The following is a 26,183-nucleotide window of genomic DNA, read 5'->3' as shown; positions in this document are numbered from 1 at the left end:
ATATTGAAGTTTATGGAAACTTAAGCTGGACCCTGTCGATTCAAACAAGTGGAAAATGTCATAATTGGGAAGTGAGAAAATGATTGAAATGCAAGATGTATGGAAGACCTACCCTAACGGAACTCACGCACTGCAAGGAGTTTCAGTAAAAATTGACCGCAATGAATTCGTGTATGTTGTCGGTCCATCCGGCGCGGGTAAATCTACTTTTATGAAATTGATTTATAGAGAAGAAGTGCCAACTAAGGGTCAAATTTCTGTGGGAGGCTTTAACATAGGGAAGCTTAAACAACGTAAAATCCCATATGTGCGCCGTAATATCGGCGTTGTATTTCAAGACTTTCGGCTATTGCCAAGGATGACGGCTTATGAGAATGTCGCTTTTGCCATGGAGGTTATTGAAGCGCCGAAGAAGGTCATCAAGAAACGTGTGAATGAAGTTCTCGATCTGGTTGGACTCAAAAATAAAGCGAATCGTGAGCCCTCACAGCTCTCTGGCGGCGAGCAGCAGCGGATTGCAATTGCAAGGGCTATTGTTAACAACCCTTCTGTTATTATTGCGGACGAGCCTACAGGCAACTTGGACCCTGAGACTTCATGGGGCATAATGCAACTGCTGGACGAAATTAATTTTCGTGGAACAACGATTGTAATGGCTACCCATAATAAAGATATCGTGAACAAAATGCGCAAACGGGTGCTTGCGATTGAGAACGGAAATATTGTGAGAGACCAAGCGAGAGGGGAATATGGCTATGAGTTTTAAAACCTTCTTGCGACATGTGCGGGAAGGCTTCAAAAGCGTATTCCGTAATGGCTGGATGTCGATTGCTTCGATCACTTCCATCGTCGTCTCTCTTTTTGTCCTAGGTGTATTTATTCTTCTTGTTCTTAATGTGAATGCTGTAGCGGATGAGGCAGACAGTCAGGTACAGATTAATGTGCATTTAGCACTGAATGTAGACCAGAAAATGCGTGAGACTTTGCAGACTGAAATTGGCAATATGCCGGAGGTCAGCAAGATTACGTTCATCTCCAAGGACCAAGGACTTAAAGATCTCCGTGCAGACATGGGTGAGGACGCAGCGGAGCTTCTGGAAGGATTCGATGAAGACAATAACCCTCTCCCGGATACGCTTAAGGTAGAAGTTGTTGAACCTACTACAGTAGCCTTTGTGGCAGAAAAGATTGAAGCACTCAACAAGACACATACCGAGGAGCCTATTTACAAAGTGAAATATGGCAAGGGCTCGATAGAAACCTTGTTCAAAATAACGCGCGCTGTACGTAATATTGGTTTTATTTTTGTTGCAGGTCTTGCACTCATGTCTATGTTCCTCATCTCCAATACGATTCGGGTTACGATTCTTGCCCGTCGTAAGGAAATTGGTATTATGAAGCTGGTTGGCGCGACAAATTATTTTATTCGCTGGCCTTTCTTTATAGAAGGGGCACTGATCGGATTGATCGGATCACTTGTCACCTCTGGTATCTTGTATTTGGGTTACAGCGGGTTGGAGTCCTCCGTACAGGGAGATCCAATGCTCCAATTGCAGCTGATTCCATTCGGAGATATTTGGATGCAAATCGTCGGTGTGTTAGTTGGGCTAGGCGTGCTGATCGGCGTCTGGGGAAGTACGGTTTCTATTCGAAAGTTCTTGAAAGTTTAATATTAAAAAGTGAAGGATGGGGAGTGCGAGTTGAAGAAGATTGCCGCCGGACTAGCCGTAATGTTACTAGCTGTCACTATATTCCAGCCCTCTGATGGATATGCCAAAAAAACAAGTGTTGCCGAAATCGATAAGCAGTTAAAGCAGCTGCAAAAAGAGGTGCAGGAAGCTAAGGCGCAGCAGGAGAAAGCGGCGTCCCAAACGCAGGAAGCACAGCATTATAAGAATAAGACGAATCTCAATCTGCAGTATGTACTGCAGCAGGTAGATCAAGTAAAGGGTAAAATGACCGAAATCTCAACCAAAATTTCCGATACAGAGCAATCTTTGAATGCTACAGCAACGGAATTGGATAAAGCAGAGGCGCGGGTCGCTTCAAGAGAGGAAGTCTTGGGGTCCCGTGTTCGGCTAATGTATACCGATGGAGCGGTTTCTTACTTGGATGTTTTACTCTCTTCGACAAGCTTTGCTGATTTCCTAGACCGTGCAGATTCACTTAAGATGATCGTGGATCAGGATCAGGAGCTGCTGGTGCAACATAAGCTGGACAAGCAGACAGTGATAGAAAAGAAACAGGAGCTTGAAGGGCAATATGCTCAAGCTAAGCAGTTGTACACTTCTTTGGAGCAACAGAGAAGTCTGCTCAAGGAAAAAGAAGCGGAGAAGCAAGAGCTTATCGCATTCTATGATAAGCAAATTCAAGAAAGCGATGATTTGAGTGAGGAGCAGAATGAGAAGCTGGTCAAATTGGCAAGCGAACGTTCTGCACTGGAAACGCAAAAGGATAAGATCAAGGCTGAGGAAGCTGCTCGTAAAGCAGCAGCAGCTAAGGCGGAAGCAGCTCGTCGAGCTGCGGAGGCTGCCAAGAAGGCTGCTGCCAGCAAGAGAAGCAGCAGTTCAAGCTCCAGCTCGAATGAAACGGCTTATGCAGGTGGAGACGGACCGTTTCTACTTCCTGTAGGGTCGGCAAGAATCTCATCCTCCTTTGGACCACGGACACATCCGATCACAGGTGAGAAAGGCAAAGTGCACACTGGCGTCGACTTTGCGGTTCCGCAAGGAACCAGTATTCATGCAGCGGATTCCGGAACGGTTATTTTAGCTGAATGGTGGAGTGGTTACGGCTATTGTGTAATTATTGACCATGGAGGCGGAGTTTGGACCCTCTACGGACATATACGTAAAGGCGGTATTAGGGTTAGTTCTGGGGATAAAGTCAATCGCGGAGATGTGATCGCTGAATCTGGTTCCACAGGTAATTCAACGGGTCCTCACCTTCACTTCGAAGTGCGGATTGATGGTAAGACAGTAAATCCTATGCCATATCTCTAACTTTTAAGGAACTCATAACTCATATTATTTGATTGTACGGTATATACTGGAATGGATACCGTACCTTTCAGGACGGACATAGGTGTTGTTTACGAGATGGACAAGAAGGGACGGTGGGAAAATCATGTTGAAAAAAAGCACAGCGGCGTTTATGATTGTCGCCGCCTTGCTATGTGGTAGTTTAGTAACCTTGGGCGTGACGGGTTATACTCATGTCTTTGGACAAGTTGCAGGACAAGGACTGGCCTCGGCGTTGCAGGTGACAGGTCTACAAGAAAAGGAATCTCAGAAGCTTGGGACTGCGCTCAGTCTGATTGAGAGTAATTACTACGAGACAGTAGATCGGGAGAAGCTGATAGACGGTGCTGTCAACGGTATGATGGAAGCGCTAGGCGATCCTTATTCCAATTATATGGCTAAAGAAACTGCCGAGAAGTTTGAAGAAAGCATTGAAGGTTCCTTCTCAGGCATCGGTGCGGAAGTCTCTTCAGATAACGGCAAGGTAGTCGTGGTCTCCCCGATTAAGGGTTCACCTGCGGAAAAAGCAGGAATTCAGGCCAAAGATATTATTCTGTCCGTTAACGGAGAATCGCTGGAAGGCATGGATCTAAATGCTGCTGTTGCGAAGATACGCGGACCTAAGGGTAGTAAGGCTACTTTGAAAATACAACGTTCCGGCTCTGCAGAGCCTCTGGAGTTCGCACTTACCCGGGATGATGTGAAGCTTGAGACGGTCTACTCGACCATGGAAAAAGACGGAGTAGGGGTAATCGAGGTTACTCAGTTCTCCCTAAATACCGCAGAACGATTCAAGGAAGAGCTTGGAAAGCTAGAGAAGCAAGGTATGAAGGGACTGGTCATTGACGTCCGTAATGATCCGGGCGGTGTTCTCCCGATTGTTATTGAAATGGCTGAAGAGTTCGTTCCAGCCGGCAAAAACATAGTTCAAATAGAATACAAAGATAAAAAACGCGAAGTTAGTACCTCCAAGGGCTCGAGCAAGGCTTATCCTGTGGTAGTGCTGATGAATAAAGGTAGCGCGAGCGCTTCAGAAATATTGGCGGGTGCCTTGCAGCAGTCAGCAGGAGCTAAGCTTATTGGTGATAATTCATTTGGTAAGGGCACGGTGCAGACGAGCTTTGATAAACAGCTCGGAGACGGAAGCTTGCTGAAGGTTACTATTGCTAAATGGCTTACACCGGACGGCACGTGGATTCACGGCAAGGGGATTAAACCGGATATCGCAGTAGCACAGCCGGATTACTTCTCAGTGGCTCCGATTAACAAGAGTGTGACACTGCAATATAACATGAACAATGCTGATGTGAAGAGTGCACAGACGATGCTGGACGGCTTAGGCTACAAGCCGGGTCGCAAAGATGGCTATTTCGATGCTGGCACTAAGAATGCAGTGAAGAAATTCCAAAGTGAAGCGAAACTTCAAGTCACAGGCATGATTGATGTCAAGACGGCGGAGGCGCTGGAGGTGGCACTGATCAAAGTGATTCAGGATCCTGCCAACGACAACCAACGGAATAGAGGGATTGCTGAAATTCAGAAGGAAATTAAGGCGGCAGCGTCGAAAAAGTAAGAAGGCTGAATTCAGCCTTCTTTTTTTTATAATTGTAAGAATCGATCAAGGGTATAAGCGTACACGCGGTGTAGCTCAATGCTGATGGTTGGCTAATCAGTAGCGGAGCCTTCGAGCCATAGGTGAGGTTATTCCTGTATATTTGCAGTATTCGCGTATAATGAAGAGGATATCTGTACAAAATGCTGCACTTTATAGGTATAAATAAGAGGGCTGAGCATTTATTCTGGTATGTGAACAAGGGTTCATGAAAGTTTTTTTGTAGATAAGGAAGGAGTGTGACGAACAGTTTGAATGTGATTCAGGAACTGTTAGGAAGCTTGGGCACTGCGTTCTTACACTTGCTGATCCAGCCATATTACTATATTGCTATTATATTTATTGCATTGTATTACCGTCGGCAGGTGGCATTAGAACGCAAGCTGATTCATGTGAAGTTACATAGCTGGGGTCAAGAAACGTGGCGAACGGTGTGGAGCGGGCTGGTGATGGGATTAGTGGTTTCTATTGCAGCCATATTGTTAGGGGTTTCCTTATCAGGTACAGCTGTAGCCTGCATTTGGGTAGTCAGTGTGCTGTTATCGCTATTGCGTGTGCGGTATTTGTGCTTTGCTTATTCTATAGGTCTGCTTGGCGTGATTCAATTTGTACTGTCTTTCTTTCCGGATGCCTTACATAGCGGAACGGTCGGGAACATTACAACAGCCATACGGGAGATGGATATTCCAGCCTTGCTAGTGCTAGCTGCGCTGCTGCATATGGCGGAAGCGCTGCTGGCCCGCTGGCAAGGGGCGAAGCTTGCGACGCCCCTCTTTTTGAAGGGCAAGCGCGGCATGGTTGTCGGCGGCTATCAGCTGCAGGCTTTTTGGCCGCTGCCGCTGTTCCTGCTGATCCCTTCGGGTGCAGGAACGGATCTGCCATGGCAGCCGCTGCTGGGCGGCGGGCTTGGCATTGTCTCTTTGCCCGTCATCATCGGCTTTAGCGAGATGACGCAGGGCATGCTGCCCGGGCGCAAGGCGGCCCGCACTTCAGGACGGCTGCTGATCTACAGCATCGTCCTGCTCGGCTTAAGCCTGCTTGCCGCTTGGTGGAGCCCGCTGACCCTGCTCGCGGCGCTCGCAGCAATGGTGCTGCACGAAGGGTTAAGCTGGTACAGCGCTCTGGAAGAGCGCAGCATCAGCCCCATCTTCGTGCATCCACCGCGCGGCCGCAAGGTGCTGGCCGTGCTGCCGGGCAGTCCCGGGCAGGAGCTGGGCATCCTGCCCGGCGAGATCTTACTGAAGGTCAACGGGGTCCTGTTGACCGATGCCGCGCAGCTACATGAGGCGCTGCGCATGAATCCAGCGTTCTGCAAGCTGGAGGTGCAGAACCGTGAAGGGGAGAGCAAATACCTTCAGAGCCCGATCTACGACGGGGACCATCATCAGCTCGGGATCATTCTGGTACCGGAGACAGATGGAGCGGTTACTGCGGAGGCGAAGCCTTCTAGCATCTTCAGTATCATCGCGATGAAGACAGGTACTCGCAGTCGCAATCTTCCAAACGGCCGACTCAAACGGAACAAAGCCGCTAAAGCCAAGAAGGAATCAGCGGAAGGATAGCTAAAGTTAAGCCCGGACTCTGGAAATAGAGTCCGGGCTTTTTTTGTAGTATGGCGATTGTGGAGGTATGCATCAACTAACTTTAATATCAGGACAATTGTCAAAAGAAGAATTGACCAAGACTGAAAATGAAGCTTTATTAGTCAGCTCTGTGAAACAGGAAGCTTTGTTTTCTTGAAAGAAAACAAAAATAGAAGATTTTAAAATCAACTTGAACAAACCGCCTACTTCACCCCCGCCCACCTCTTAAATAGAAAATCGCGATTTGCGTTCGATCTCGCAGCTGTAATTTGCTTAGAATATCCGTTATGTAATTTTTGACCGTACCCTCGCTTAGGAACAGCTGTCCTGCGATTTCTTTGTTGGTATGCCCCTCAGCGATAGAGGCGACGACAGCCAATTCCATTTTAGTCAGTCCGAAGGACTCCAGCGGCTGTGCCTGTGGAGATTCAGGACGGGATGCAGGCTGTAGGAAGGTTGCCAGTTTGCGCGCGATATCGGGATGAATTAGCATATTACCTTCATTGACCGTTTTGATGCCTTGTATGATACGGTCTGGCGGTATGTTTTTGAGCAAGTATCCACTGGCTCCGTTACGTAGAGCTTCAATGATATACTCATCGTCATCGAAAGTAGTTAGCATCAGTATCGAAACCTGAGGAAAAGCCTGCTTAATTTTCTCTGTTCCTTCAACACCATCACAGCCCGGCATCCGTATATCCATCAGAACCACATCAGCTACATCTCCAGTCTGGAGTAAGCTCAAGGCCTCGTTTCCATCACTCGCAGCTCCGACCACTTTAAGCTCCGAGTCCAATTCTAGGAGTAGCTTTAGACTTTGGCGAATAAAAGGGTCGTCATCTACAATCATCACTTTAATCATTAGCAAGTCTCCTTGATCGAATTTAGTTTTCTATATAACCATGGGTACTATCTTCCCTATACAATCTCTCCCTGCTTATAAATGGGCAATCGTGTAACAACTGTGAATTGAGACTCCTGCCGCAGTTCCAAGGTTCCGCCGATCAAATGCGTTCGTTCTAACATTCCTTTCATTCCGACACCACCACTTCCCGGCAATGTAGTTAGCTTATTCTCTTCGGAAAGTGTTCCATTGTTGCTAACTTCCATCGTAATTCCAGTATGACTGAAGTCGACCGTAATCCAGATTGCTGTTGCTTTTCCATGACGCAGAGCATTGGTTATGGCCTCACGGGCGTTCTTATACAAGATCACCTGGATACTAGGATATAGCGGATAAGGTATCCCAAGTACTTGGTATGAGGTCTCGATTCCCGTATCGCGTCCTGTCTCCTCAAGCAGACGATCTAACGCGTAAGCACCCTCTAGTTGTGGCGTATAGTTGATACGCTTCACTGCGGAGCGCATATCGTCCATGCTAGCTGACAGCTGATCTCGAATGAGCTCCATCATTTGCATTCCGCTCTCAGGCGAGGTGGGTAAGGTGTGCAGCGCGGCTTCCATCATCATTTTAATACGAATCAGGCGGTGACCGATATCGTCATGGAGCTGGCGTGAGATGCGGACCCGTTCTTTGGACTGGGCTGCATCTTCTATTTGGGTGTTAAACTCCAGCAGTCGGTTGCGGGCTTCATCCAGCTCGAAATGCTTTTTCCGGAGCTCATCGTATAGATGGAGAGTATTCTCACGGCCCCGACCAGCCCGCTGTAATAATTCGTTGAGATAGGCGATGAGCAGAAAAGTAATGTTGATGAACGTAATGATGAGCTGTGGAGAATCCCGAAGCGCTATGTTCAGGGTAATCAGATGCACAACCGTAAACACGAGCGGCACGGCTTGGGGCTGAAGTCTAGAATAATAAAGTAAGGCCGAGATCGCTGGAAAAATCATTATACTGCCGTATTGGTAGCATAACCAGGCGGTGAATAGTACTTCAATGATGCTTATCAAGGGATGAAGGGATTGGGGCAGCTTTGGTACCATGACCACAAGGAATAGAAGCATCAGAATATGCAGTGTGAAGATTCCATAATCGGCATATGGATAGATGTAAATGCTAATACAAGCTGGAATTATAATGAGTAAGTAACGCAATAGATTCAGCTCTCTAGTCACGCCTAAGACATCCTTTACAGGGTTTCTTCTAATCTTAGCATATTAACCTACTACTTCAGGAGATGACTTTAGTCACCTTCAAAAGATGACCTTTCGTACCTCCTGTAGGATGAAAAGTAGTATAAAATTGGAAATATAGAAGCGCAAATGACAGGAGAGATGATCGAATGGCAATCGCCGTATTAACCGATGTGGTGAAACGATATGAAGGTAAATTAACAGTGGACCATGTGAATATGACGATAGAAGAAGGGGAAATCTTTGGCTTGCTTGGCCCGAACGGAGCGGGTAAAAGTACAACGATCAGTATGATCTGTGGCTTACTTAAAATTGACGGAGGAGACATTGTCATCGACAGTCTGCCTGTGTCTTCGAAATCACTTGAGGTGAAGAAAAGAATTGGTTTGGTTCCACAGGAGTTGGCCGTATACGACACGATGTCAGCGGCGGATAACGTTACCTTTTTCGGAAGATTATATGGCTTGCGCGGCAAGCTTTTGAAAGAACGGGTTGAAGAGGCTCTTGCTTTCACAGGTCTTAGCGATCGTGCTAAAGAGAAGCCCTCAACATTCTCCGGCGGAATGAAAAGACGTCTGAATATTGCCTGCGCCATCATGCATCGTCCAAAGTTGATTATTATGGATGAACCTACGGTGGGGATCGATCCACAATCTCGCAATCATATCCTTGAATCGGTCAAGGAGCTGAATCGGCTCGGCTCAACTATTATTTATACCAGTCACTATATGGAGGAGGTTGCAGCCATTTGTGATCGGGTAGCCATCATGGATAAAGGACATATCATTGCTTGTGGTACAGAGAAGGAACTGCGGGAACGCGTTGCCAAGGAAGAAAAAATCGTCATTAAAGCTGCTAATATCACACCGGAGCTTATCCAAGAGCTGGCGCTTCACCCTAGAATTAGACGCGTAGAAGCAAAGGAAGAAGTAGTCGAGCTGTACTTGCCCTCTTCACAAGGGGAACTGCAGGATATCCTTTTTATTTTTGCCAAACATAAGGGGATTATCGGCTCGCTAAATATTGAAGAACCTGATCTGGAGACATTGTTTCTAAGCTTGACCGGACGTACCTTACGAGACTAAAAAGGGGGGGGGTTATTTTGATGAATACTTGGACGATTATGATCTATGAGCTGCGAAGATTATTTAGCTCACGCTCTATGATATTAAATATGTTTTTACTGCCCCTGTTGTTGATCTTTCTCTTAGGTGCTTCGCTCTCCGGTGTCGTTGGTGATAAAGGAGGCTCCTCTAATATCGATATTGTGCGAGTGGCTGTTGTTAATCTTTCTGGCGAAGGCTATGAGAGCTCAACGATGATGGACAGCTTTTTGAAATCAACATCACTTAAGGATATTATTACCCCGATTATAGTAAATAGTCGAGAGGCAGCAGAAAGCGGTCTACGAACAGGAAAATATGGCTATGCGGTTGTTGTCCCTCCAGGCTTTGATAGTAAGGTTCAGAATGGTGAAGCCGCACAGCTGGAGTTTATACTTGGCAAAAAAAGTACAGACAATAGAGTGGCAGGAACGGTATTCGATAACTTTTTAAAGACTCTTAATTATAAACAGTCTGTAGCTTTGACACTGGGTCCGGCAGCATTAAACGTTATGGCACCTAATTCCACCAGTAATCAGCCTTCCGTAAAACTTGGAGAATTGAGCGAGGGAGGGTATTCATATACTTCTTCACAGTTCTATGCAGTATCCATGATGCTGATGTTCCTGCTATATAGCGGCTTGACGGTTTGTACCTCTCTTTTTAATGAAAAAGAAAATCATACCCTCTTCCGGATAAATTCAATGCCTGTTAAAGGATCTGAGCTATTCATTGGTAAAATGCTTGGTGTAGGTGTTGTAAGTATAGTGCAGTGCGCAGCGATTATTATTCTAACGAATGTGCTCTTCGGTGTAAATTGGGGAAATCGGCCGGGCTTGTTACTCCTATTTTGCCTACTGATGATTGTGGCTTCGATGACATTATCTATCGTTATTTCTATGTTCAGTAAGACTGGAGCAAGCGCAAGAAATATCGTTACACTGCTTACAGTAAGTATGACCTTCATTAGTGGAGGGATGGCTCCACTTTCTGAATCGTGGATGAATTCTGTAGGAGCGTTTACGATTAACCATTGGGCAATGCAGGCGATTTTGAAAATGATGTTACATGCCGATGTATCACAAATCATGCCGAATTTGGGAGTTCTATCGCTGATCTGTCTAGTGTTGTTCAGTGCAGCAGCAATCTCGTACCGGAAGGTGGGTTATCATGGATAAAATCTTAACGATTGGCTGGAACATGGTGAAACGAACCATTGGTACTAGGAAGGGTGTGCTTATATATATTCTGCTTCCTTGTATTGTACTTGCAGGTATTGTTTCCGTTACTGGAACGATGGGGGAGAACCCAGCGGTTGTATTGTATTCCAATATGGATAACGGGGCTGCAGGTAAGCACTTGCTCACTGAACTAAAAAATTCCGGTGAATATAAATTTGTAGAAAAGAATGACGAGACTGCTTTAAGAGAAGGTGTTATAGATCAGAATGGAGAAGCGGGGATTCTGATTCCAGCAGGGTTCACTTCAGCACTACTTGCCGGGGAAGAACCACAAATTAGTGTGTATGAGCTTAAGACGAATGAAACTTCTGTTATGATCAAATTAAAAGCAAGTGCGATTGCTGATGAGATGCGGAGTACCGCCGCGACTATTGGAGCAGCAAATGAAGGATCTAATGACGTTGACGCACAGTTCACTACTGTTATGCAAAGAGCGGAACAGCATAGTATAGGCAGCATTCGAACCGATTATAATTTGTATCCTCGGGAGGGACTAGGAGTTGTTACAGGTTTAACACTAATGTTCCTCATGAGCCTGGTCACGAGCTCTGTATCGTTGATTATGGATGATCGAAAAGGACGAACCATGATGCGGATGTTCAGTGCTCCGGTTCGTTCTTACGAAATTGCGATTGGTAATTTTCTGGGCAGCTTCATGGTCGGTATGATTCAGATCGTCGTAGTGCTGGCTTTAGGCCGCTGGGTGCTGCACTATGATTATGAAGTTCCAATCTATCTATATTTCCTTGTTCTTGCGGCATTTATGCTGGTGTCCATGGGAATCGCGAGTACAGTGGCGGGGTTAATTCGTAATCCTAATAATGCTGGTATGCTGAATTCCCTTATTATCACACCCACTTGTATGCTTGGAGGCTGCTTCTGGCCCTTATCCATTATGCCGGACTATATGCAGAAGGCGGCTAATTTTGTTCCGCAAAAATGGGCCATCCAAGCCGTTGATATCGCTGCAACTGGAGGTGGCTGGAATGAGTTATGGTTACCTTTTGCCATCTTAGGACTTATGGCCGCTGTGCTGCTGGCAATTGGTTCTGCCATTCTCCGTCCAAGCCAAGCAGGAATCAACGCTTAGGTATTTTGAAATGGAAAGTTAGATATTCATAGCCTGACCTGTTTCCTTCAGGTACAATAATAGGTATCGAATGTATTTGATTCTTATTATGTACAATAGAGGGCATTTCTAGGAGGATGAACAGATGAGCAGCAATAAATTGGCTTGGACATGGCGGGTGAAGGAAGAATGTCTGGAAGAGTATGTAGCCATGCATTTAAATCCTTGGCCAGAAGTTTTGGAGGAGCACAGTAAGGCTGGTATTTCTAACTATTCTATCTTTCAGAATGGCAATCAGTTTTTTTATTGCTTTGAATGTGAGGATACTGAAGCGGCTTTCGATTACATTGCTAAAAGTGACGCCTGCAACCGATGGAATGCCATTACTTCAAAGATGGTTGAAGGCTCATTTGATTTCAATGATGAGGTGCCGATGCAGCCCTTAAACGAAGTGTTCTATCTAAAATAGTGAGCTGATTCTTTATTAACTAAAATTTGCATATTGTATATTATCGGCGTATCTTGTTTACAGTCTTTTATATTACGGTTATAATATATTTAATAATGTTAAATTGAATAATTTTTTGTTTTTTGGAGGAGCCTGTCAACAAGGGCTCCTCTTTGTCTTTTTTTGGCTTGGGATGTCCCTGGTTGGCAGTTCTTATATACAACAAGGGAGTGGATGAAACATGGAGTTTGTGCTATATCTTATGCTGATTATACTATTCACCAAGCTAGCTGGTGATTTATCTGTGCGACTGGGACAACCGTCGGTACTGGGTAAGCTAATTGTCGGTATTATACTGGGCCCTGCCGTACTGGGATGGATTCAGAATGGAGAGTTTATTCATTATTTTTCGGAGATCGGTGTTCTATTATTAATGTTTATCGCTGGGCTTGAGACGGATCTGGATCAACTGCGCAAAAACTGGAAATCAGCTTTCGCAGTAGCCGTTGGAGGTATTATTTTACCTTTTCTAGGTGGATTCGCCATTGGAGAAATGTTTGGTTTTGCTTATCATAATGCTATGTTTATGGGCGTCATTCTTAGTGCAACATCGGTCAGTATATCGGTTCAGGTACTGAAGGATATGAATAAGTTGAATACACGTGAAGGTTCTACCATTCTGGGAGCCGCTGTAGTCGATGATATCCTGGTTGTTATTTTGCTCGCTGTATTAATGAGCTTTTTCGGCACAGGAGAATCAGTGTCCATTGGTCTTTTAATTACGAAAAAAGTGTTGTTCTTCGCTGTAGCGCTTGTTGTGGGTTGGTTCGTTGTGCCTCGGGTTATGAAATGGATGGCTCCGCTAAAGGTGACGGAGGCTGTTATAGCAGCGGCGCTAATGATTTGCTTTGCGTTCGCGTATTTTGCTGAAATTATGGGGATGGCAGGCATCATCGGTGCTTTTGCGGCTGGGATTGCTATATCTCAAACCTCTTTTAAACATACGGTGGAAACCAAGCTTGAGCCTATAGCGTACTCGATTTTTGTTCCGGTCTTTTTTGTAAGTATCGGACTTAATGTTTCCTTTGAAGGGGTTGGCGGTCAAATCGGGTTCGTGCTCTTGCTGGCTGTTGTCGCCATTCTGACCAAGTTGTTTGGTGGCGGTCTGGGTGCGCGTCTTACAGGCTTTAATAACCATTCGTCGCTTATTATTGGTTCAGGGATGATTTCGCGGGGTGAGGTTGCGTTGATCATCGCGGCAACAGGTCTGCAAAGCGGCTTGTTACAGCAGCAGTATTTTACTTCCGTAATTATTGTTGTCATTGTAACTACACTTGTAACACCGCCGCTCTTAAAATATATGTTCCGTGATCCAGTACGCGCGGGAGAAAAATAAAAATCATAGCAAAAGGGTGTCCCGAAGCCATTTACATGGCTCATGAACTGCACCCCGTCAAGTAGACAGTACAAAAAATAAAAGTAGTTTAAGCGGCCTTAGTCCTAAATTCAATGGGACTGAGGCCGTTTAATTTTGCCTGTAACCGTTCGTTATTGTAAAAGTGAATGTAGGTATCAATATCTGTTTGGAGTTCTTCAAAGGTCTGGTAGGTATGTAAGTGGTACTTCTCACATTTCATTGTTCCCCAGAAGGATTCCATCGGCCCATTGTCAATGCAACAGCCTACTCGGGACATGCTTTGCTTCAGTTGTGAATCGTCCAGCATCTTCTTAAAATGCAGAGAGGTATACTGGAAACCGCGGTCGCTATGGAGTAAGGTTCGGCTCTCCGGCGCTGCCTGTAATGCTAATTCCAGCGTGTTAAAAACTAGCGAATTATTATTGGAATGGCCCAGAACGTAAGCAACAATGGAATTGTCATACAGATCTTTTATTGCACTTAAATACGCCTTCTTACCCTTGCCGTATTTGAATTCAGTTACATCCGTTACCCATTTTTGGTTTGGAGCTTCCGCCTCAAAATTACGGTTTAGCACATTCTCCGCGACCTGCTGAGGCGTGGAGCCTACATACTTCTTTCTCTTTCTGCGGATGACAGACTGGATACCTTGGCGTCTCATGAGTCGGTATACTCGTTTTGCGTTAATAGATTTGTTCATTTGTCTGCGCAAATGCAGGGTCAATTGACGATACCCAAAGGTTCGTTCCACCTTCTCATACAAGAGAAGCATAGCCTCTGTCAGTTTCTCGTTTTCGGTCTCTCGGGAACTAGGTTTGCGATTCAACCATTTATAGTAACTTGACCGTGAAATCCCTACGATGTCACACATAAGTCGAATGGAGCAAGACTGTTCCTGTTGAACGGCTTGAATGGCCAGGTAGATGTTCTCCTGGCGAATGGTTCTTAACGTCTCCTCCTTTCGAGTTCCTCTAACTTTTTTAGAAAAGCATTCTCCGCACGCAGGCGTGCATTCTCGTACTCCAGCTTTTGCATCGCGAGTTTGTGGCGAGCTGCTTCCGTAAGTTCTTCGGGCGCTTTAGTACGTCCTCTGCCGTCACGTAACGCCTCTTCACCGCCTGCTTCGTACTTCTTTACCCAGCTATATATTTGTTGGTAAGACACGTGGAAATGGCTTGCCGCCTTCGTGTAGTCTTCTCCGTTCGAAAGGCAGTACAGCACGATATCTATCCGTTCCTGCCAAGTGGTTACGCGTCCTTTGGTCATAGCTTTAGATCCTCCTGAATGAGCTGTTAAGCTGTTGCTATGACCATTATACTTCCTAATCCAGTTGGCGAGTTGGGTTGAACTTGCAATCTTATACTTGCAGATGATTTGGTTTTGTGACAATCCTCCCTCGAGATAATCCTTAACGGCATGGAGTTTAAGTTCTGCGGAATACGTACGGTTGTGGCTTCGAACTTCCAGCCCTTCGTACCCATACAATTGATAACGTTGCCGCCACTTCACTATAGAGTTTTTGGATAATCCATACTTTCGGGCCGCAGCTTTCAAACCAATGTCGCCCCGTTCAATTTCTTGGAGAACCGTTAATTTTTCGAGTGCCGTATACTTCTTTTGTTCCATAAAAATACTCCCCATACAGCAGCAGGTTTTTATTATTTCGCCTGTCTACTATATGGGGAGCATATCATCATGGGGCACCCTTTTTTTTGCAACTCTAACGTCCTGTACTTCGGAAGGAGAAGGTCCCCGCCTTAAGACGGAGTATAAAACCAGCCGTAGGGCTGTTTTGACTTCGGCCAAAAATGTCTAAACTAAATCTCGGGATGGAAAATAATACATAATGAGGCAGTCATAAGAGGAGTACCAGAAATATATGGGGTGGAAGGGGAAACGAAAATGAAATGGTTAACCAAATGGTCGTTCGGTAACAAGGCTGCGGTGGGGCTTTTAGTGGTCATGGCTCTTGTAGTGGGAGGGATGAGCTATACTTCGCTACCGATGGAATTTATGCCGGAGGCAGATAATCCTCAAGTGACTGTTACGGTGCTTGGGCCGGGTCAGGATGCCCATGCGATGGAGACGAAGGTTACGAAGCCGATTGAGGCTGGGGCCGCTTTTGTTAAGGGGAAGAAAGAAATACTGTCCACTTCCGGAGACGGATACGCACAGGTGAATATTTTTTATGATTCAAAAACAAATATGAAGGATGCTGCTGGGGAGGTCCAAAAGGTTGTAGATTCGTTGCAGTTCCCTGAAGGGGTAATGGCGCCTTTTGTACTTCAATTGAATACTTCCATGATTCCAGTGTCACAGGTTACTCTTTCGTTTGACGAAGGTCTGACCAAAGAAAACCTTAAGCTTGCGGAAGAAACGATCATACCGGAAATGCAAAAAGCAGAAGGTGTAGCTAACGTCGCCTTATATGGTAAAGTTACTCCGCAAGTGCGAGTGAAGCTTGATCCAAAATTAATGGCTGAGAAGGGAATTACAACACCTCAAGTCCTAGGCTTACTTCAAGGACGTAATGTATCAGCATCTCTTGGGGAGCAGACGATTGGTGGCCAGACAGGTAATGTTAACGTGGTTTCGACGATAGATAGTATCGATACGTTAAAAAAACTCCCTGTTTCCGCGGGCGTTAAGCTACAGGATATCGCTGCCGTCGAATTGAAGCAGGATCAAGAAAGCGTTAGCCGCTCGAATGGGAAAGATGTTCTTTTCGCCATAGTGACCAAAGAAGCAAATGCGAATGCAGTGAGTGTCGGAGATCATATTCAGGATACCATAGCTCATATTAACAAAACCATTCCAAACGCGGAAGCAGCGGTGGTATTCAGCACATCAGATATGGTGGTTACTTCAGTGAACAGTATGATGCGTGAAGTATTACTCGGCGCGTTGTTCGCTACGATCGTGATTCTGTTGTTCTTGCGCAACCTGCGGGCAACACTGATTACGGCGGTTTCTATCCCGCTTTCTTTAGCAGTTACCCTATATCTGCTTGATATATCCGGCATAAGTCTGAATATCATTACACTCGGAGGTGTAGCTGTTGCGGTCGGTCGCTTGGTGGATGATAGTATCGTAGTGATCGAGAACATTTACCGTAGGCTGCAAAAAGAACCCTTCTCCCGTGAAATGATTATAAGCGCAACCGGGGAAGTGGCTAGAGCGATTACTTCATCGACGATTGCAACGGTAGCGGTATTTCTGCCGATGGGTCTTCTGCGTGGTAGTTTGCAGGCTTTTCTACTGCCGTTTGCCTTAACGGTCACGTATTCATTGCTAACCTCACTCGTTGTAGCTTTGACGGTGGTTCCGCTGTTAGGCTCATGGCTGCTGAGAAGAACTTCAATGAAAGAGCACGAGCCATCTAAATGGTTCACCCGATTCCTAGATTGGAATCTGCGCCGGAAATGGATCACTTTATCACTAGGTCTTCTTCTTCTGATTGGCTCAATCGCAGCTTATGTAACTATGCCAAAAGGTGCGCTTGATGCTTCAGATGCCAGCTATGTCTCTGTTCAATTAAATTATCCTAAGGATGTCCCTGTTAAAGAGATCTTGGAAAAAGGAAAACAGTTAGAGCAAGATTTGATGAAACAGCCACAAGCGGAAACGGTGATCATGCAGTCAGGGAACAGTGCGGATGCGGCCCAGTGGGGTACTGTCAGCTCGGAGACCTTGGTGGATTATACCGTTGTTATGAAAAAAGGTGCGGATGCTGAGGCGTTCATCAATTATGTTCGTGATATGAAGGATTCCTACGCTGGAGCAACACTCGTTGCGAACGAGATGAGTATGATGGGATCAAGCTCTACCAGCGAGTATATTGATATCGTAGGTGATAATCTTACAGATATTACTGCTGTTGCAGCTGAAGTTACGAATAAGTTGAAAACTGTGGAGGGTATTCAGAAGGTCAGCAGCAATATGGAGGATACCAAACCAGTATTTTCATTTAAGGTAGATCCGGCTCAGATGAATGCACAAGAAATTACCATGCAATTGTCGGCTATGCTGAATCCGATCCCTATGGGGCAGATCGAGCTGGACGGTACGCCTGCAGGAGTAGTGTTGGATCCTATGGCTGAGCCGAAGTCGGAGCAGGATTTAAAGGCAATGACGCTTATGACTGCTGAGGGTCCAAAGCCACTGTCCCAACTCGCAACCTATGAGGTTCGGAATGAACCAGCCTTATTGTTCCATAAAGATGGAAAGCCATATGCGAGAATTACAGCGGAAGTTGATCCGAAGAAAGTGTCTGAAATCGGGGCGAGTATTAAAAAGGAAACCGATAGTCTTACCCTTCCAAAGGGTGTGACTCTGTTTGCAGGCGGAGCCTCGGTTGATCAGTCAGAGGATTTCGCTGACCTTGGTATGACAGCGCTGATCTCCATCGGGTTGGTGTATCTGATCATGGTCCTCACCTTCAAAACCCTTCGTGCTCCGCTGGCAATCATGTTCTCCTTGCCGCTAGCTGCGATTGGTGCGATTGTTGGACTAATTGTATCTGGTGTAACGCCTGACTTTACCGCTTTATTCGGAGCGTTAATGTTGATTGGTATCGTCGTCACGAATGCGATTGTGCTTATCGACCGTATTAAGCAGAATGAAGCGCATATGAGTATTCGCGAAGCGATTTTGGAAGCGGCCGGAACACGGATGCGTCCGATTCTGATGACAGCTATCGCCACCATTTGCGCCATGACTCCGCTGCTGTTCGGCCATGCCGAGATGGGCAGCATCGTCTCACAAAGCTTGGCGATTGTAGTCATCGGCGGTTTAACTGCGGCAACACTGCTTACGCTGGTTGTAGTTCCAGCGATTTACGAACTGTTCTACTTCCGTAAATCTGCTAAGGAGCGCAAAGGCGTGGTGAAAGCTGAAACTCCGACGCATGGTGCGTAATATCGATTAGAGGAATAGGGTGTCCCAACGGCTATGATAATGCTGTTGGGATGTTCCTGTTTATGAACTCTTCTCGGAACGAAGTGTGAATCATGGCTCTTTTTGTTGCTCCAATGATGCATCGGACTCAGGAGTCCGATAGTAACTCAATAAGCCAGTAAATGGACGAATAGCATCTGCTGGGTCCTAAAGGCACTTCAGGTAAATCTGATCCACGCCGTTGTTCCTTACTATTAGGACAAGAATGCTATCTGATAAAAGATAAACAAGGCTGAAGCCAGGTGTTAAACACCTGGCTTCAGCCTTGTTTATTGTTACTTGTTAATATAGAGAACTTAACCGCAAGAACAATTTAATACCGGTTTACGAGCTGCCTGTGTCTCATCCAATCGGCTGATCTCTGTGGTATGCGGTGCGTTGATTACGATTTCCGGTGTCTCCTGCGCTTCTTTCACGATCTGGATCATCGTATCGATGAAGCCATCGAGCGTTTCTTTGCTTTCGGTTTCCGTCGGTTCGATCATCATGCATTCCTCTACCGTCAATGGGAAGTACACGGTTGGCGGGTGGTAGCCGAAGTCGAGTAATCGTTTGGCAACATCCAAGGTGCGAACGCCATATTGCTTGAGATTTTTGCCGGACATTACGAATTCATGCTTACATACACCCGGATATGGGATTTCAAAATATGGCGCAAGGCGATGCATCATATAGTTCGCATTCAGCACAGCATTTTCCGATACCTCACGCAGTCCGTCTGGACCATAGGTACGGATATAGGCGTAGGCACGAACGAGAATACCAAAGTTTCCGTAAAAAGCTTTCACGCGTCCAATGGATTCAGGTCCGCCGAAGTCGAGTGAGAAGCTGCTATCTTCGTTTTTCACCACAGTTGGTTGTGGTAGGAACGGAATCAGAATGGATTTTACACCTACAGGTCCGGCTCCAGGGCCACCGCCGCCATGCGGGGTACTCATTGTCTTATGCAAGTTCAAATGCACAACGTCAAAGCCCATGTCACCTGGACGGGTGATGCCCATAATAGCATTGGAGTTGGCTCCATCGTAATAGAGTAAGCCGCCTGCTTCATGCACGATCTCAGCAATCTCGACGATTTGGGTCTCGAACAAGCCGAGTGTGCTTGGGTTAGTCAGCATCAGGGCGGCTGTGTCGCTGCCGACCGCTGCTTTCAGTGCTTCAAGATCAACCATCCCTTTATCCGTGGAAGGGATCGTAATCGTTTCAAGTCCTGCTGCTGAAGCACTTGCAGGGTTGGTGCCATGCGAGGAATCTGGCACAATAACCTTCGTGCGGGTCTCGCCGCGGCTTTCATGGTAGGCGCGGATCATCATGAGACCGGTCCATTCACCATGCGCACCTGCGGCTGGCTGTAAAGATACAGCATCCATGCCGGTTAATGCGGACAAGTCATTTTGCAGGGTATACATTAATTCCAGTGCGCCCTGAATACTTTCTTCCGGTTGATACGGGTGGATTTTAGCTAGGCCTACGATGCGTGCAACATCTTCGTTAATCTTCGGGTTGTATTTCATCGTACACGAACCTAGCGGATAGAAGCCATTGTCTACACCGAAGTTACGGCGTGAAAGCGAAGTGTAGTGGCGAATGACATCCACTTCCGATACTTCTGGGAGTACGACGGGTTCACTACGTAGCAGGTTTTGCGGAATGAGCGTTTCAATGCTCTCTTCCTGCGGCACATCGCAAAGTGGCAAGGAATAGGCCGAACGGCCGGGACGACTTAATTCAAAAATTAGACTTTGCTCCGGTTTCATAAACAGCCCTCCAGTGCGCTAGCGAATTGATCGATTTCGTTTTTGCTTCTTTTTTCCGTAACGGCTATCAGCATTTGTCCAGAAAGTTCAGGATAATCACGGCCCAGATCATAACCGCCGAGATAACCTTCCTTCAGCAGCTTGGAATTAATTGCGCTCACGCTGCTTCCTTCCGGAAGCTTCACGACAAACTCGTTAAAGAATGGGGAGGAGAAGGTAAGCTCAGTACCTGTTAGTCCGCTAAGTTTATTAGCGGCGTAATGGCTTTTGCGAATGTTCAACTCGCCAACTTCACGCATACCTTCTTTGCCCATAACGGACAAATAGACGGACGCGCAAAGAGCTAGCAGCGCCTGATTGGAGCAAATGTTCGATGTCGCTTTTTCACGGCGAATATGCTGTTCGCGAGCTTGAAGTGTCAGAACGAAGCCGCGTTTACCGTTACGGTCAACGGTTTGACCGACGATACGGCCCGGCATACGGCGCATCAAATGTTCCGCTACGGCGAAGAATCCACAAGTTGGACCACCGAGGGAGGCTGGAATACCGAGTGGCTGAGCATCACCGACTACGATGTCGGCTCCAAGCTTACCCGGTGTTTCAAGTACGCCAAGAGCAATCGGATTTGCACTGACGACGAACAACCCTTTAACAGCATGGATCAGCGGCTCAACGGAGCTAAGATCTTCGATGCTGCCAAAGAAGTTAGGCGATTGCATCAGTACTGCAGCCGTATCACCATCAATGGCCTCAGCAAGCTTAGCCTGATCGGTAACACCGTCTCTATAGTCAATCTCCACTACCTCAAGACCCCAAGCATTAGCCGATGTGCGTAACACTTGGCGCGCTTCAGGATGAACGGTGCGGGAGACAATTAATTTTTTGCGTTTGGTAGCACCAGCTGCGAGGACGGCTGCTTCGGATAATGCGGTTGCGCCATCATACATGCTGGCATTGGCTACTTTCATACCGGTTAGTTCGCAAATGTAGGATTGGAATTCGAAGATCGCTTGCAGTTCGCCTTGGCTGATCTCCGGTTGATAAGGGGTGTAAGCAGTGTAGAATTCTGAACGGGAAATGACATGGTTGATCACCACAGGGATGTGATGGTCATATAATCCGGCGCCGAGGAAGCTGGCGTGAGAATCAAAGTCGGCATTTCGGTCAGCCAGACCTTTCATGTGACGAAGCAGGGCGTATTCATCGAGTGGTTCAGACATCGGCATAGTGCCTTGATAACGGACGGCTTCAGGAATATCGGAGAACAGCTCATCTATGGACTGAATCCCGACGGCTTCCATCATCTCTTCGCGGTCCTGTGCAGTCATGGGCAGATAACGGTGCTTCATTAAGGTTTCACTCCTTGGCTTTTTTTAAAATATAAGAAAGTACAATTTTCAGGCTATACTTTATCCTTCTATTTCTCGCTTAAAAGCTCACCGTCCTTATATGGACGCTAAAGGCGTTTATACTTGTAAAAAGGGGCCTTAATCACGACAGCCTTAAGCTGTTTGCCGCGGATCTCTACGTAAACCTCTGTGCCTATTTCACTATAAGCTGTATCAAGCAGAGCCAATCCCAAGTTACGCTTCAACGTTGGCGATTGTGTTCCGGTTGTGACCTCTCCGATTTTAACGCCGTCTGCATAGACGGGGTAATGGGAGCGCGGAATACCTCGATCAATCATTTCCAGACCGACAAGGCGGCGGGGAAGACCGGCTTCTTTTTGCTGCACTAACGCATCACGACCGATGAAGTCTGCTTTGTCTAGTTTCACGAAGAACTGCAATCCTGCTTCAAGCGGCGTGATATCAGCTGACAGTTCCTGACCGTACAGCGGCAATTTCGCTTCAAAACGCAGGGTATCCCGTGCGCCCAGGCCAGCAGGTGTTAATCCATGAGGAGCACCCGCAGCAAGAAGCCCGTTCCATAACGCTCCTGCACCATCCAGCGAAGCGTAGATTTCGAAGCCATCTTCACCGGTATAACCTGTACGGGAGATCAATACTTCTACACCGCAGACGGTAGCGCGTTCGATGAAGTGGAAAGGCTTGAGGGCTGAGATAGGAGCATCAGTAACTTCCGCGAGTATAGTCTCTGCCAGCGGACCTTGCAAGGCAAGTAAAAGCGTCTCGTCGGAGACATTAGTGAGTGTGACTTCACCGAATTCAGAGGTCAGATGCTCCTGCAGCCACTGAAAGTCCTTATCGATGTTGGAGGCATTAACGACGAGCATATAACGACCCTCACTTAGTCGATACACGAGTAAATCGTCTACAACTCCGCCGTTTGGATAACAGAGCAGCGTATATTGTGCCGCACCATCGGTTAGGCGGCTGACATCGTTAGTCGTCATCTTTTGCAAAAAGGCTTCTGCACCGCTCCCGATCACCATGAATTCACCCATATGCGATACATCGAACAGTCCAGCCTGCTGGCGAACGGCTTCATGCTCCTTCACGATACCTGTAAATTGTACTGGCAGCTCCCAGCCGCCAAAATCAATGCATCTGGACTCCGCATAAGCGGAATAGAGATCATAAAAAGGCGTTCTTTTCAAAGCATCCATGTCGTCACTCCCCTTGATCTGATTACATACGAAAAAAGGACAGGCAGAAGCAATCATGCATAAATGCACTAATCGCTTTCTGCTCTGTCCTTTGTACCTGAGAGTTACCCTGCGTAACTAACCTGCAAGTTTCCCCGTTGGTGACCTGACGCACCTTCGCCCTGCGTCTGATGCTCTCCAGAGATACGTCCGACAAAGGTCCTTTTGCCTGAGAGATTCACCCTGTTAGGGTTTACTCCTTCGGCGCCGTCTTCAAGTGAGACAGTCTCTCCCTATGCCATCATCCGCAACTGTATTTGTTTCAAATATAAGAAAGTATATGTTTCACATTATACATTATCCTTATATTTCTTCGAGAAACGGTTATCGTCTATAAAAAGACGACAACGTCGTTTCTTCTTGTATGTCTCCATTAAACGGGTATAGGAGGGCGCTGTCAACAAGAAAAAGTCAAAAAAACGACAAATTTATTTTACTGTTAGTAATATTGACATTATGCTCTGGGATCACTTAGGCTATAACTAAATTTAGAATTCCAATTTGGAAATGAGGCGGCTTGAAATGAGTGAAGTTTTAGATAACCTTCTTTACAGCGAAGAGCATGAGTGGGCACAGCAAGTGGAAGGACGCGTAGTACGTGTTGGGATTACGGATCATGCTCAGCATTTGTTAGGCGATATCGTATTTGTGGAATTTCCAGAAGTGGGCTCGGCCATTTCAGCCGGTGACAGCGTAGGTAGTATCGAATCCGTTAAGACTGTATCGGAATTGTATTCACCCGTCTCTGGGACGGTTACCAAGATTAATGACGGATTAGAAGCAAGTCCAGAGCTGATCAATGATAAGCCGTATGGCGAAGGTTGGATCTTTGAAATTGAAGTAGACGGAGAGTATGCTGATGCTGTAAAAGGTTTGCTTGATGCAGCCGGATACCGAGCATTAGTAGGAGAGTAATTAAGGTTTTTTACTGTATATTAATTTAATCGCGTGTGATTTTTGTAGCAGCAAGTTTCTGTGATTTGGGGACTTGCTGTTTGGTGTTTCTTATGGGAACTTCGGATAACTTTGCGTTAGATCTTCGATTCTGTTGGGAATTGTGGAAATTTTCTTGGAATCAAATTTACTGATATGAAATGAGGGAAAACCTCCCTGATTTTAGACGTTTTTAGCGCGAAAATATGATTTTTAGGGAATTCCTCCTTAAAAATCTCGGTAAAACCACTATTTCCGACGAAAAAGAGTAATAATCGGGGAGGAATTCCCTAATTACGCGCCTGAATAAGATAATAAGTAAATAATTAGGGAGGTTTTCCGTAATTAGTGTGGCGGTTCTATTATGGTAGTATTTTTAAGCAGTTTCTGAATTGTTATTATGCTGCAATTTTTAACGCTTAATTATCAATAATTGATTAGTTCTAAACTTACTCACCTTCTTGAAGCTGCCGCAGCACAATGATCTCTACACGGCGGTTCTTTTGCTTACCTGCTGCTGATATGTTTTCCGCTGTGGGCTGGGTATCAGCATAACCCGCGTATTGAAAATTGTCGGGATTCAACCCTTCATGATCTAAGAAAAAGCGCAGCACTGACAGCGCACGAGCACCTGATAGCTCCCAGTTGTCGTTATAGTGCGAAGCCGAAGATACTGGCGTATTATCGGTATGTCCCTCAATGCTAATCTTTGCGCCGATGTCTTTGAATAAACCAGACAACTGCTGAAGGGCAGGAAAGGCTGGAGATTTCAAATTAGCTTTACCCGCATCAAAGAGAAAACGGTCACTGAGGGTGATTTCTATCCCTTGTGGTTTGTCAGCAACAAATATTTGTTCTCCGAGATTATTTGCCTCGACATATTGGGTGATCACACCCATTAATTCAGCAAGCTTTGCCTCTTGTTCTCGAAATGCCAGCTCACGTGCCGAAGGTGCTTCGTTCTCCGTTTGTTCAGCAGATCCATCATTCGGTCTCGCAGTTGCAGCTGCGTTCCCACCATTCCCGTCCACACTGTTCTGTCTGCTCTCAGTTGTCTTCCCAGCATCTAAAATGCCATTCCCACCGTCAAGAACAGTGCTTCCAGACTTGAAGGTCTCGGATAACGAGCCCGTCACAATATTATATTTGTCCGTGTCCAGGCTGCTCATCGCATACAATATAACGAAAAATATAAGCAAAAGTGTAATTAGATCAGCATAAGTAATCATCCAGCGGTCGCGGCTTTCCCGAGTCTCTACACGCCGCTTTCGCCGGTCTCTTTGTCTCATAGAAGACCTCTAGTTTCTGCGCGGTCATTCGTGTCCGTGTCTGAGATGAATGAGTTTAATTTTTTACGAACGAGCAAGGGGTGATCTCCGTTCTGCAAAGAAAGAATGCCGACAAGCAGCATTTCCATACTATGTAACTCACTTTGACTGCGGGATTTAATTTTGGAAGCGATGGGTAAAAATATTAAATTAGCGATAGCGACACCGTACAGTGTTGCGGTAAATGCAACTGCGATAGAAGTGCCCAGATTTGAAGGGTCTGTAAGGTTGCCTAGCACACGAATGAGACCCATCACCGTCCCGATAATTCCCATTGTAGGAGCATACCCACCAGCGGCTTCAAAAATTTTGGCGTAGCTCTCATGCTTCAGTTCCTTAGCGTCCATTTCCAGTTCAAGAATTTGCCTAACCTGTTCTGGGTCAGTGCCGTCGACAATCAGAAGTAGACCTTCGCGTGTAAAAGGATCTGGATGTATTTCTGCTTGTTTTTCTAACATTAACACACCGCCGCGACGCGCCACGGTTGCCATTGAAATGAGTTCTTCTGCTTTTTCTACATCACGATCAGGGTTGCTGCCGAAGGCCATGCGCAGTGCTGTTGGGATGGAGCGTAGCTTAGATGCCGGGAAACTGATCATAACGGCGGCAATTGTACCTCCGAAGACAATCAAAGCTGCATTAAGCTGCAGCAGACCTGAGAGGCTTCCGCCTTCCCAGAGATAGCCGCCGATTAACGCAGCCAGTCCAGCCAATAGGCCGATTATTGAGGTGATATCCATGCTTTAAGCTCCTAACATTTCTATGTATTATGGTTTGCATCGATTTCATCAACACTGTATAATGAACGGGAACACATATTCTTATCTTCCATATTTTTTAATTATAAGGAAGTATAAGTTTCACGTTATACTTTAACCCTTATAATTCTCGCACAAACGCTTAACGTCTTTTAGAGACGCCAAAGGTGTTTTAGCTTGCCATCGTATGGAGAGAGAACATTCAGACAACAATTATAATATATTAATCTAGTTTAGACGATAGAGGGGAGACGGG

At 46.1% G+C, this 26,183-nt stretch carries 20 protein-coding genes and 1 riboswitch; of the genes, 12 read left to right on the top strand and 8 right to left on the bottom strand.

From position 1 onward, the window contains the following. The first annotated feature begins 79 nt into the window (after window positions 1-79). The 5 genes from ftsE (at window position 80) to NSU15_RS28260 (ending at window position 6,194) form a co-directional block, all read left to right on the top strand. Window positions 80-766 carry a cell division ATP-binding protein FtsE gene (gene ftsE / locus NSU15_RS28280; protein WP_042131302.1) on the top strand — a complete coding sequence of 229 codons (687 nt, stop codon included), beginning with the start codon at window positions 80-82 and terminating at the stop codon, window positions 764-766. After that, window positions 756-1,670: a permease-like cell division protein FtsX gene (ftsX, locus tag NSU15_RS28275; RefSeq protein ID WP_042131301.1), complete on the top strand. Its 915-nt coding sequence runs from the start codon at window positions 756-758 to the stop codon at window positions 1,668-1,670. Before ftsE ends, ftsX begins: the two co-directional genes overlap by 11 nt. A 30-nt stretch (window positions 1,671-1,700) precedes the next feature. After that, complete coding sequence (locus NSU15_RS28270; RefSeq protein ID WP_042131300.1) at window positions 1,701-3,002, top strand: M23 family metallopeptidase; 1,302 nt, start codon at window positions 1,701-1,703, stop codon at window positions 3,000-3,002. A gap of 124 nt (window positions 3,003-3,126) precedes the next feature. After that, on the top strand, window positions 3,127-4,593 hold the full coding sequence (locus tag NSU15_RS28265) for a S41 family peptidase (protein ID WP_339288328.1): 1,467 nt from the start codon (window positions 3,127-3,129) through the stop codon (window positions 4,591-4,593). Window positions 4,594-4,883: 290 nt separating this feature from the next. Then, the gene (locus NSU15_RS28260) at window positions 4,884-6,194 is read left to right on the top strand and encodes a PDZ domain-containing protein (RefSeq protein WP_042131298.1); all 1,311 of its coding nucleotides are present in this window, start codon (window positions 4,884-4,886) and stop codon (window positions 6,192-6,194) included. A 229-nt stretch (window positions 6,195-6,423) separates the two neighbouring features. Here the strand turns inward: NSU15_RS28260 and NSU15_RS28255 are convergent, their stop codons facing one another. Further along, on the bottom strand, window positions 6,424-7,077 hold the full coding sequence (locus NSU15_RS28255) for a response regulator transcription factor (RefSeq protein ID WP_339288327.1): 654 nt from the start codon (window positions 7,075-7,077) through the stop codon (window positions 6,424-6,426). A 56-nt stretch (window positions 7,078-7,133) separates the two neighbouring features. After that, complete coding sequence (locus tag NSU15_RS28250) at window positions 7,134-8,291, bottom strand: sensor histidine kinase (protein ID WP_042131296.1); 1,158 nt, start codon at window positions 8,289-8,291, stop codon at window positions 7,134-7,136. A 167-nt stretch (window positions 8,292-8,458) separates the two neighbouring features. Here NSU15_RS28250 and NSU15_RS28245 point away from each other — a divergent pair, with 167 nt between their 5' ends. The 5 genes from NSU15_RS28245 to NSU15_RS28225 all read left to right on the top strand — a co-directional run bounded on the left by NSU15_RS28245 (window position 8,459) and on the right by NSU15_RS28225 (window position 13,566). After that, the gene (locus NSU15_RS28245) at window positions 8,459-9,394 is read left to right on the top strand and encodes an ABC transporter ATP-binding protein (RefSeq protein WP_042131295.1); all 936 of its coding nucleotides are present in this window, start codon (window positions 8,459-8,461) and stop codon (window positions 9,392-9,394) included. A 20-nt stretch (window positions 9,395-9,414) separates the two neighbouring features. Next, a complete protein-coding gene (locus NSU15_RS28240; RefSeq protein ID WP_339288325.1) occupies window positions 9,415-10,590 on the top strand; it encodes an ABC transporter permease in 1,176 nt (391 codons plus the stop codon). Continuing rightward, a complete protein-coding gene (locus tag NSU15_RS28235) occupies window positions 10,583-11,743 on the top strand; it encodes an ABC transporter permease (protein WP_339288324.1) in 1,161 nt (386 codons plus the stop codon). The genes NSU15_RS28240 and NSU15_RS28235 overlap by 8 nt, the downstream gene beginning before the upstream one ends. A 124-nt stretch (window positions 11,744-11,867) precedes the next feature. After that, window positions 11,868-12,191: an L-rhamnose mutarotase gene (locus NSU15_RS28230; protein ID WP_076119142.1), complete on the top strand. Its 324-nt coding sequence runs from the start codon at window positions 11,868-11,870 to the stop codon at window positions 12,189-12,191. A 220-nt stretch (window positions 12,192-12,411) separates the two neighbouring features. Further along, the gene (locus NSU15_RS28225) at window positions 12,412-13,566 is read left to right on the top strand and encodes a cation:proton antiporter (RefSeq protein ID WP_339288321.1); all 1,155 of its coding nucleotides are present in this window, start codon (window positions 12,412-12,414) and stop codon (window positions 13,564-13,566) included. Window positions 13,567-13,654: 88 nt separating this feature from the next. Here NSU15_RS28225 and NSU15_RS28220 read toward each other — a convergent pair. Then, a protein-coding gene (locus NSU15_RS28220) for an IS3 family transposase (RefSeq protein ID WP_139328618.1) occupies window positions 13,655-15,213 on the bottom strand; the annotation gives its coding sequence in 2 pieces (ribosomal slippage) (window positions 13,655-14,580 and window positions 14,580-15,213; 1,560 coding nt in all). A gap of 276 nt (window positions 15,214-15,489) precedes the next feature. Between NSU15_RS28220 and NSU15_RS28215 the strand changes: the two genes are divergently transcribed. Continuing rightward, window positions 15,490-18,504, top strand: coding sequence for an efflux RND transporter permease subunit (locus NSU15_RS28215; protein WP_339288319.1), 3,015 nt, complete (start codon window positions 15,490-15,492; stop codon window positions 18,502-18,504). A 335-nt stretch (window positions 18,505-18,839) separates the two neighbouring features. Here the strand turns inward: NSU15_RS28215 and gcvPB are convergent, their stop codons facing one another. The 3 genes from gcvPB to gcvT all read right to left on the bottom strand — a co-directional run bounded on the left by gcvPB (window position 18,840) and on the right by gcvT (window position 22,869). After that, window positions 18,840-20,300 carry an aminomethyl-transferring glycine dehydrogenase subunit GcvPB gene (gcvPB, locus tag NSU15_RS28210; protein ID WP_042131289.1) on the bottom strand — a complete coding sequence of 487 codons (1,461 nt, stop codon included), beginning with the start codon at window positions 20,298-20,300 and terminating at the stop codon, window positions 18,840-18,842. After that, window positions 20,297-21,649, bottom strand: a complete 1,353-nt coding sequence (gene gcvPA / locus NSU15_RS28205; protein ID WP_339288318.1) for an aminomethyl-transferring glycine dehydrogenase subunit GcvPA — start codon at window positions 21,647-21,649, stop codon at window positions 20,297-20,299. Before gcvPA ends, gcvPB begins: the two co-directional genes overlap by 4 nt. A 107-nt stretch (window positions 21,650-21,756) precedes the next feature. Beyond that, window positions 21,757-22,869: a glycine cleavage system aminomethyltransferase GcvT gene (gcvT, locus tag NSU15_RS28200; RefSeq protein ID WP_076119150.1), complete on the bottom strand. Its 1,113-nt coding sequence runs from the start codon at window positions 22,867-22,869 to the stop codon at window positions 21,757-21,759. Window positions 22,870-23,055: 186 nt separating this feature from the next. Beyond that, a riboswitch (glycine riboswitch) is annotated at window positions 23,056-23,153 on the bottom strand. Window positions 23,154-23,430: 277 nt separating this feature from the next. Here gcvT and gcvH point away from each other — a divergent pair. After that, the gene (gcvH, locus tag NSU15_RS28195) at window positions 23,431-23,823 is read left to right on the top strand and encodes a glycine cleavage system protein GcvH (RefSeq protein WP_042131286.1); all 393 of its coding nucleotides are present in this window, start codon (window positions 23,431-23,433) and stop codon (window positions 23,821-23,823) included. Between the two features lie 467 nt (window positions 23,824-24,290). Here the strand turns inward: gcvH and NSU15_RS28190 are convergent, their stop codons facing one another. Both NSU15_RS28190 and NSU15_RS28185 read right to left on the bottom strand, forming a co-directional pair. After that, window positions 24,291-25,130: a flagellar motor protein MotB gene (locus NSU15_RS28190; RefSeq protein ID WP_339288317.1), complete on the bottom strand. Its 840-nt coding sequence runs from the start codon at window positions 25,128-25,130 to the stop codon at window positions 24,291-24,293. Continuing rightward, window positions 25,127-25,909 carry a flagellar motor protein gene (locus NSU15_RS28185; protein ID WP_076119153.1) on the bottom strand — a complete coding sequence of 261 codons (783 nt, stop codon included), beginning with the start codon at window positions 25,907-25,909 and terminating at the stop codon, window positions 25,127-25,129. Before NSU15_RS28185 ends, NSU15_RS28190 begins: the two co-directional genes overlap by 4 nt. Window positions 25,910-26,183: the final 274 nt, after the last annotated feature.

Origin of the sequence: Paenibacillus sp. FSL E2-0201 (genome assembly GCF_037963325.1) — a bacterium.
Classification (GTDB): domain Bacteria; phylum Bacillota; class Bacilli; order Paenibacillales; family Paenibacillaceae; genus Paenibacillus_AQ.
Note: the sequence above shows the minus strand (reverse complement) of the source record. Positions and strands in the feature narration are given on the sequence as shown.

Excerpts from the sequence above, each read along its gene's own strand:
- NSU15_RS28190 (WP_339288317.1), bottom strand. The coding sequence starts at position 25,130 with ATGAGACAAAGAGACCGGCGAAAGCGGCGTGTAGAGACTCGGGAAAGC.
- NSU15_RS28230 (WP_076119142.1), top strand. The coding sequence starts at position 11,868 with ATGAGCAGCAATAAATTGGCTTGGACATGGCGGGTGAAGGAAGAATGT.
- NSU15_RS28235 (WP_339288324.1), top strand. The coding sequence starts at position 10,583 with ATGGATAAAATCTTAACGATTGGCTGGAACATGGTGAAACGAACCATT.
- NSU15_RS28185 (WP_076119153.1), bottom strand. The coding sequence starts at position 25,909 with ATGGATATCACCTCAATAATCGGCCTATTGGCTGGACTGGCTGCGTTA.
- NSU15_RS28215 (WP_339288319.1), top strand. The coding sequence starts at position 15,490 with ATGAAATGGTTAACCAAATGGTCGTTCGGTAACAAGGCTGCGGTGGGG.
- NSU15_RS28265 (WP_339288328.1), top strand. The coding sequence starts at position 3,127 with ATGTTGAAAAAAAGCACAGCGGCGTTTATGATTGTCGCCGCCTTGCTA.
- NSU15_RS28255 (WP_339288327.1), bottom strand. The coding sequence starts at position 7,077 with ATGATTAAAGTGATGATTGTAGATGACGACCCTTTTATTCGCCAAAGT.
- NSU15_RS28240 (WP_339288325.1), top strand. The coding sequence starts at position 9,415 with ATGAATACTTGGACGATTATGATCTATGAGCTGCGAAGATTATTTAGC.
- ftsE (WP_042131302.1), top strand. The coding sequence starts at position 80 with ATGATTGAAATGCAAGATGTATGGAAGACCTACCCTAACGGAACTCAC.
- gcvPA (WP_339288318.1), bottom strand. The coding sequence starts at position 21,649 with ATGAAGCACCGTTATCTGCCCATGACTGCACAGGACCGCGAAGAGATG.
- gcvPB (WP_042131289.1), bottom strand. The coding sequence starts at position 20,300 with ATGAAACCGGAGCAAAGTCTAATTTTTGAATTAAGTCGTCCCGGCCGT.
- gcvH (WP_042131286.1), top strand. The coding sequence starts at position 23,431 with ATGAGTGAAGTTTTAGATAACCTTCTTTACAGCGAAGAGCATGAGTGG.
- gcvT (WP_076119150.1), bottom strand. The coding sequence starts at position 22,869 with ATGGATGCTTTGAAAAGAACGCCTTTTTATGATCTCTATTCCGCTTAT.
- NSU15_RS28225 (WP_339288321.1), top strand. The coding sequence starts at position 12,412 with ATGGAGTTTGTGCTATATCTTATGCTGATTATACTATTCACCAAGCTA.
- ftsX (WP_042131301.1), top strand. The coding sequence starts at position 756 with ATGAGTTTTAAAACCTTCTTGCGACATGTGCGGGAAGGCTTCAAAAGC.
- NSU15_RS28245 (WP_042131295.1), top strand. The coding sequence starts at position 8,459 with ATGGCAATCGCCGTATTAACCGATGTGGTGAAACGATATGAAGGTAAA.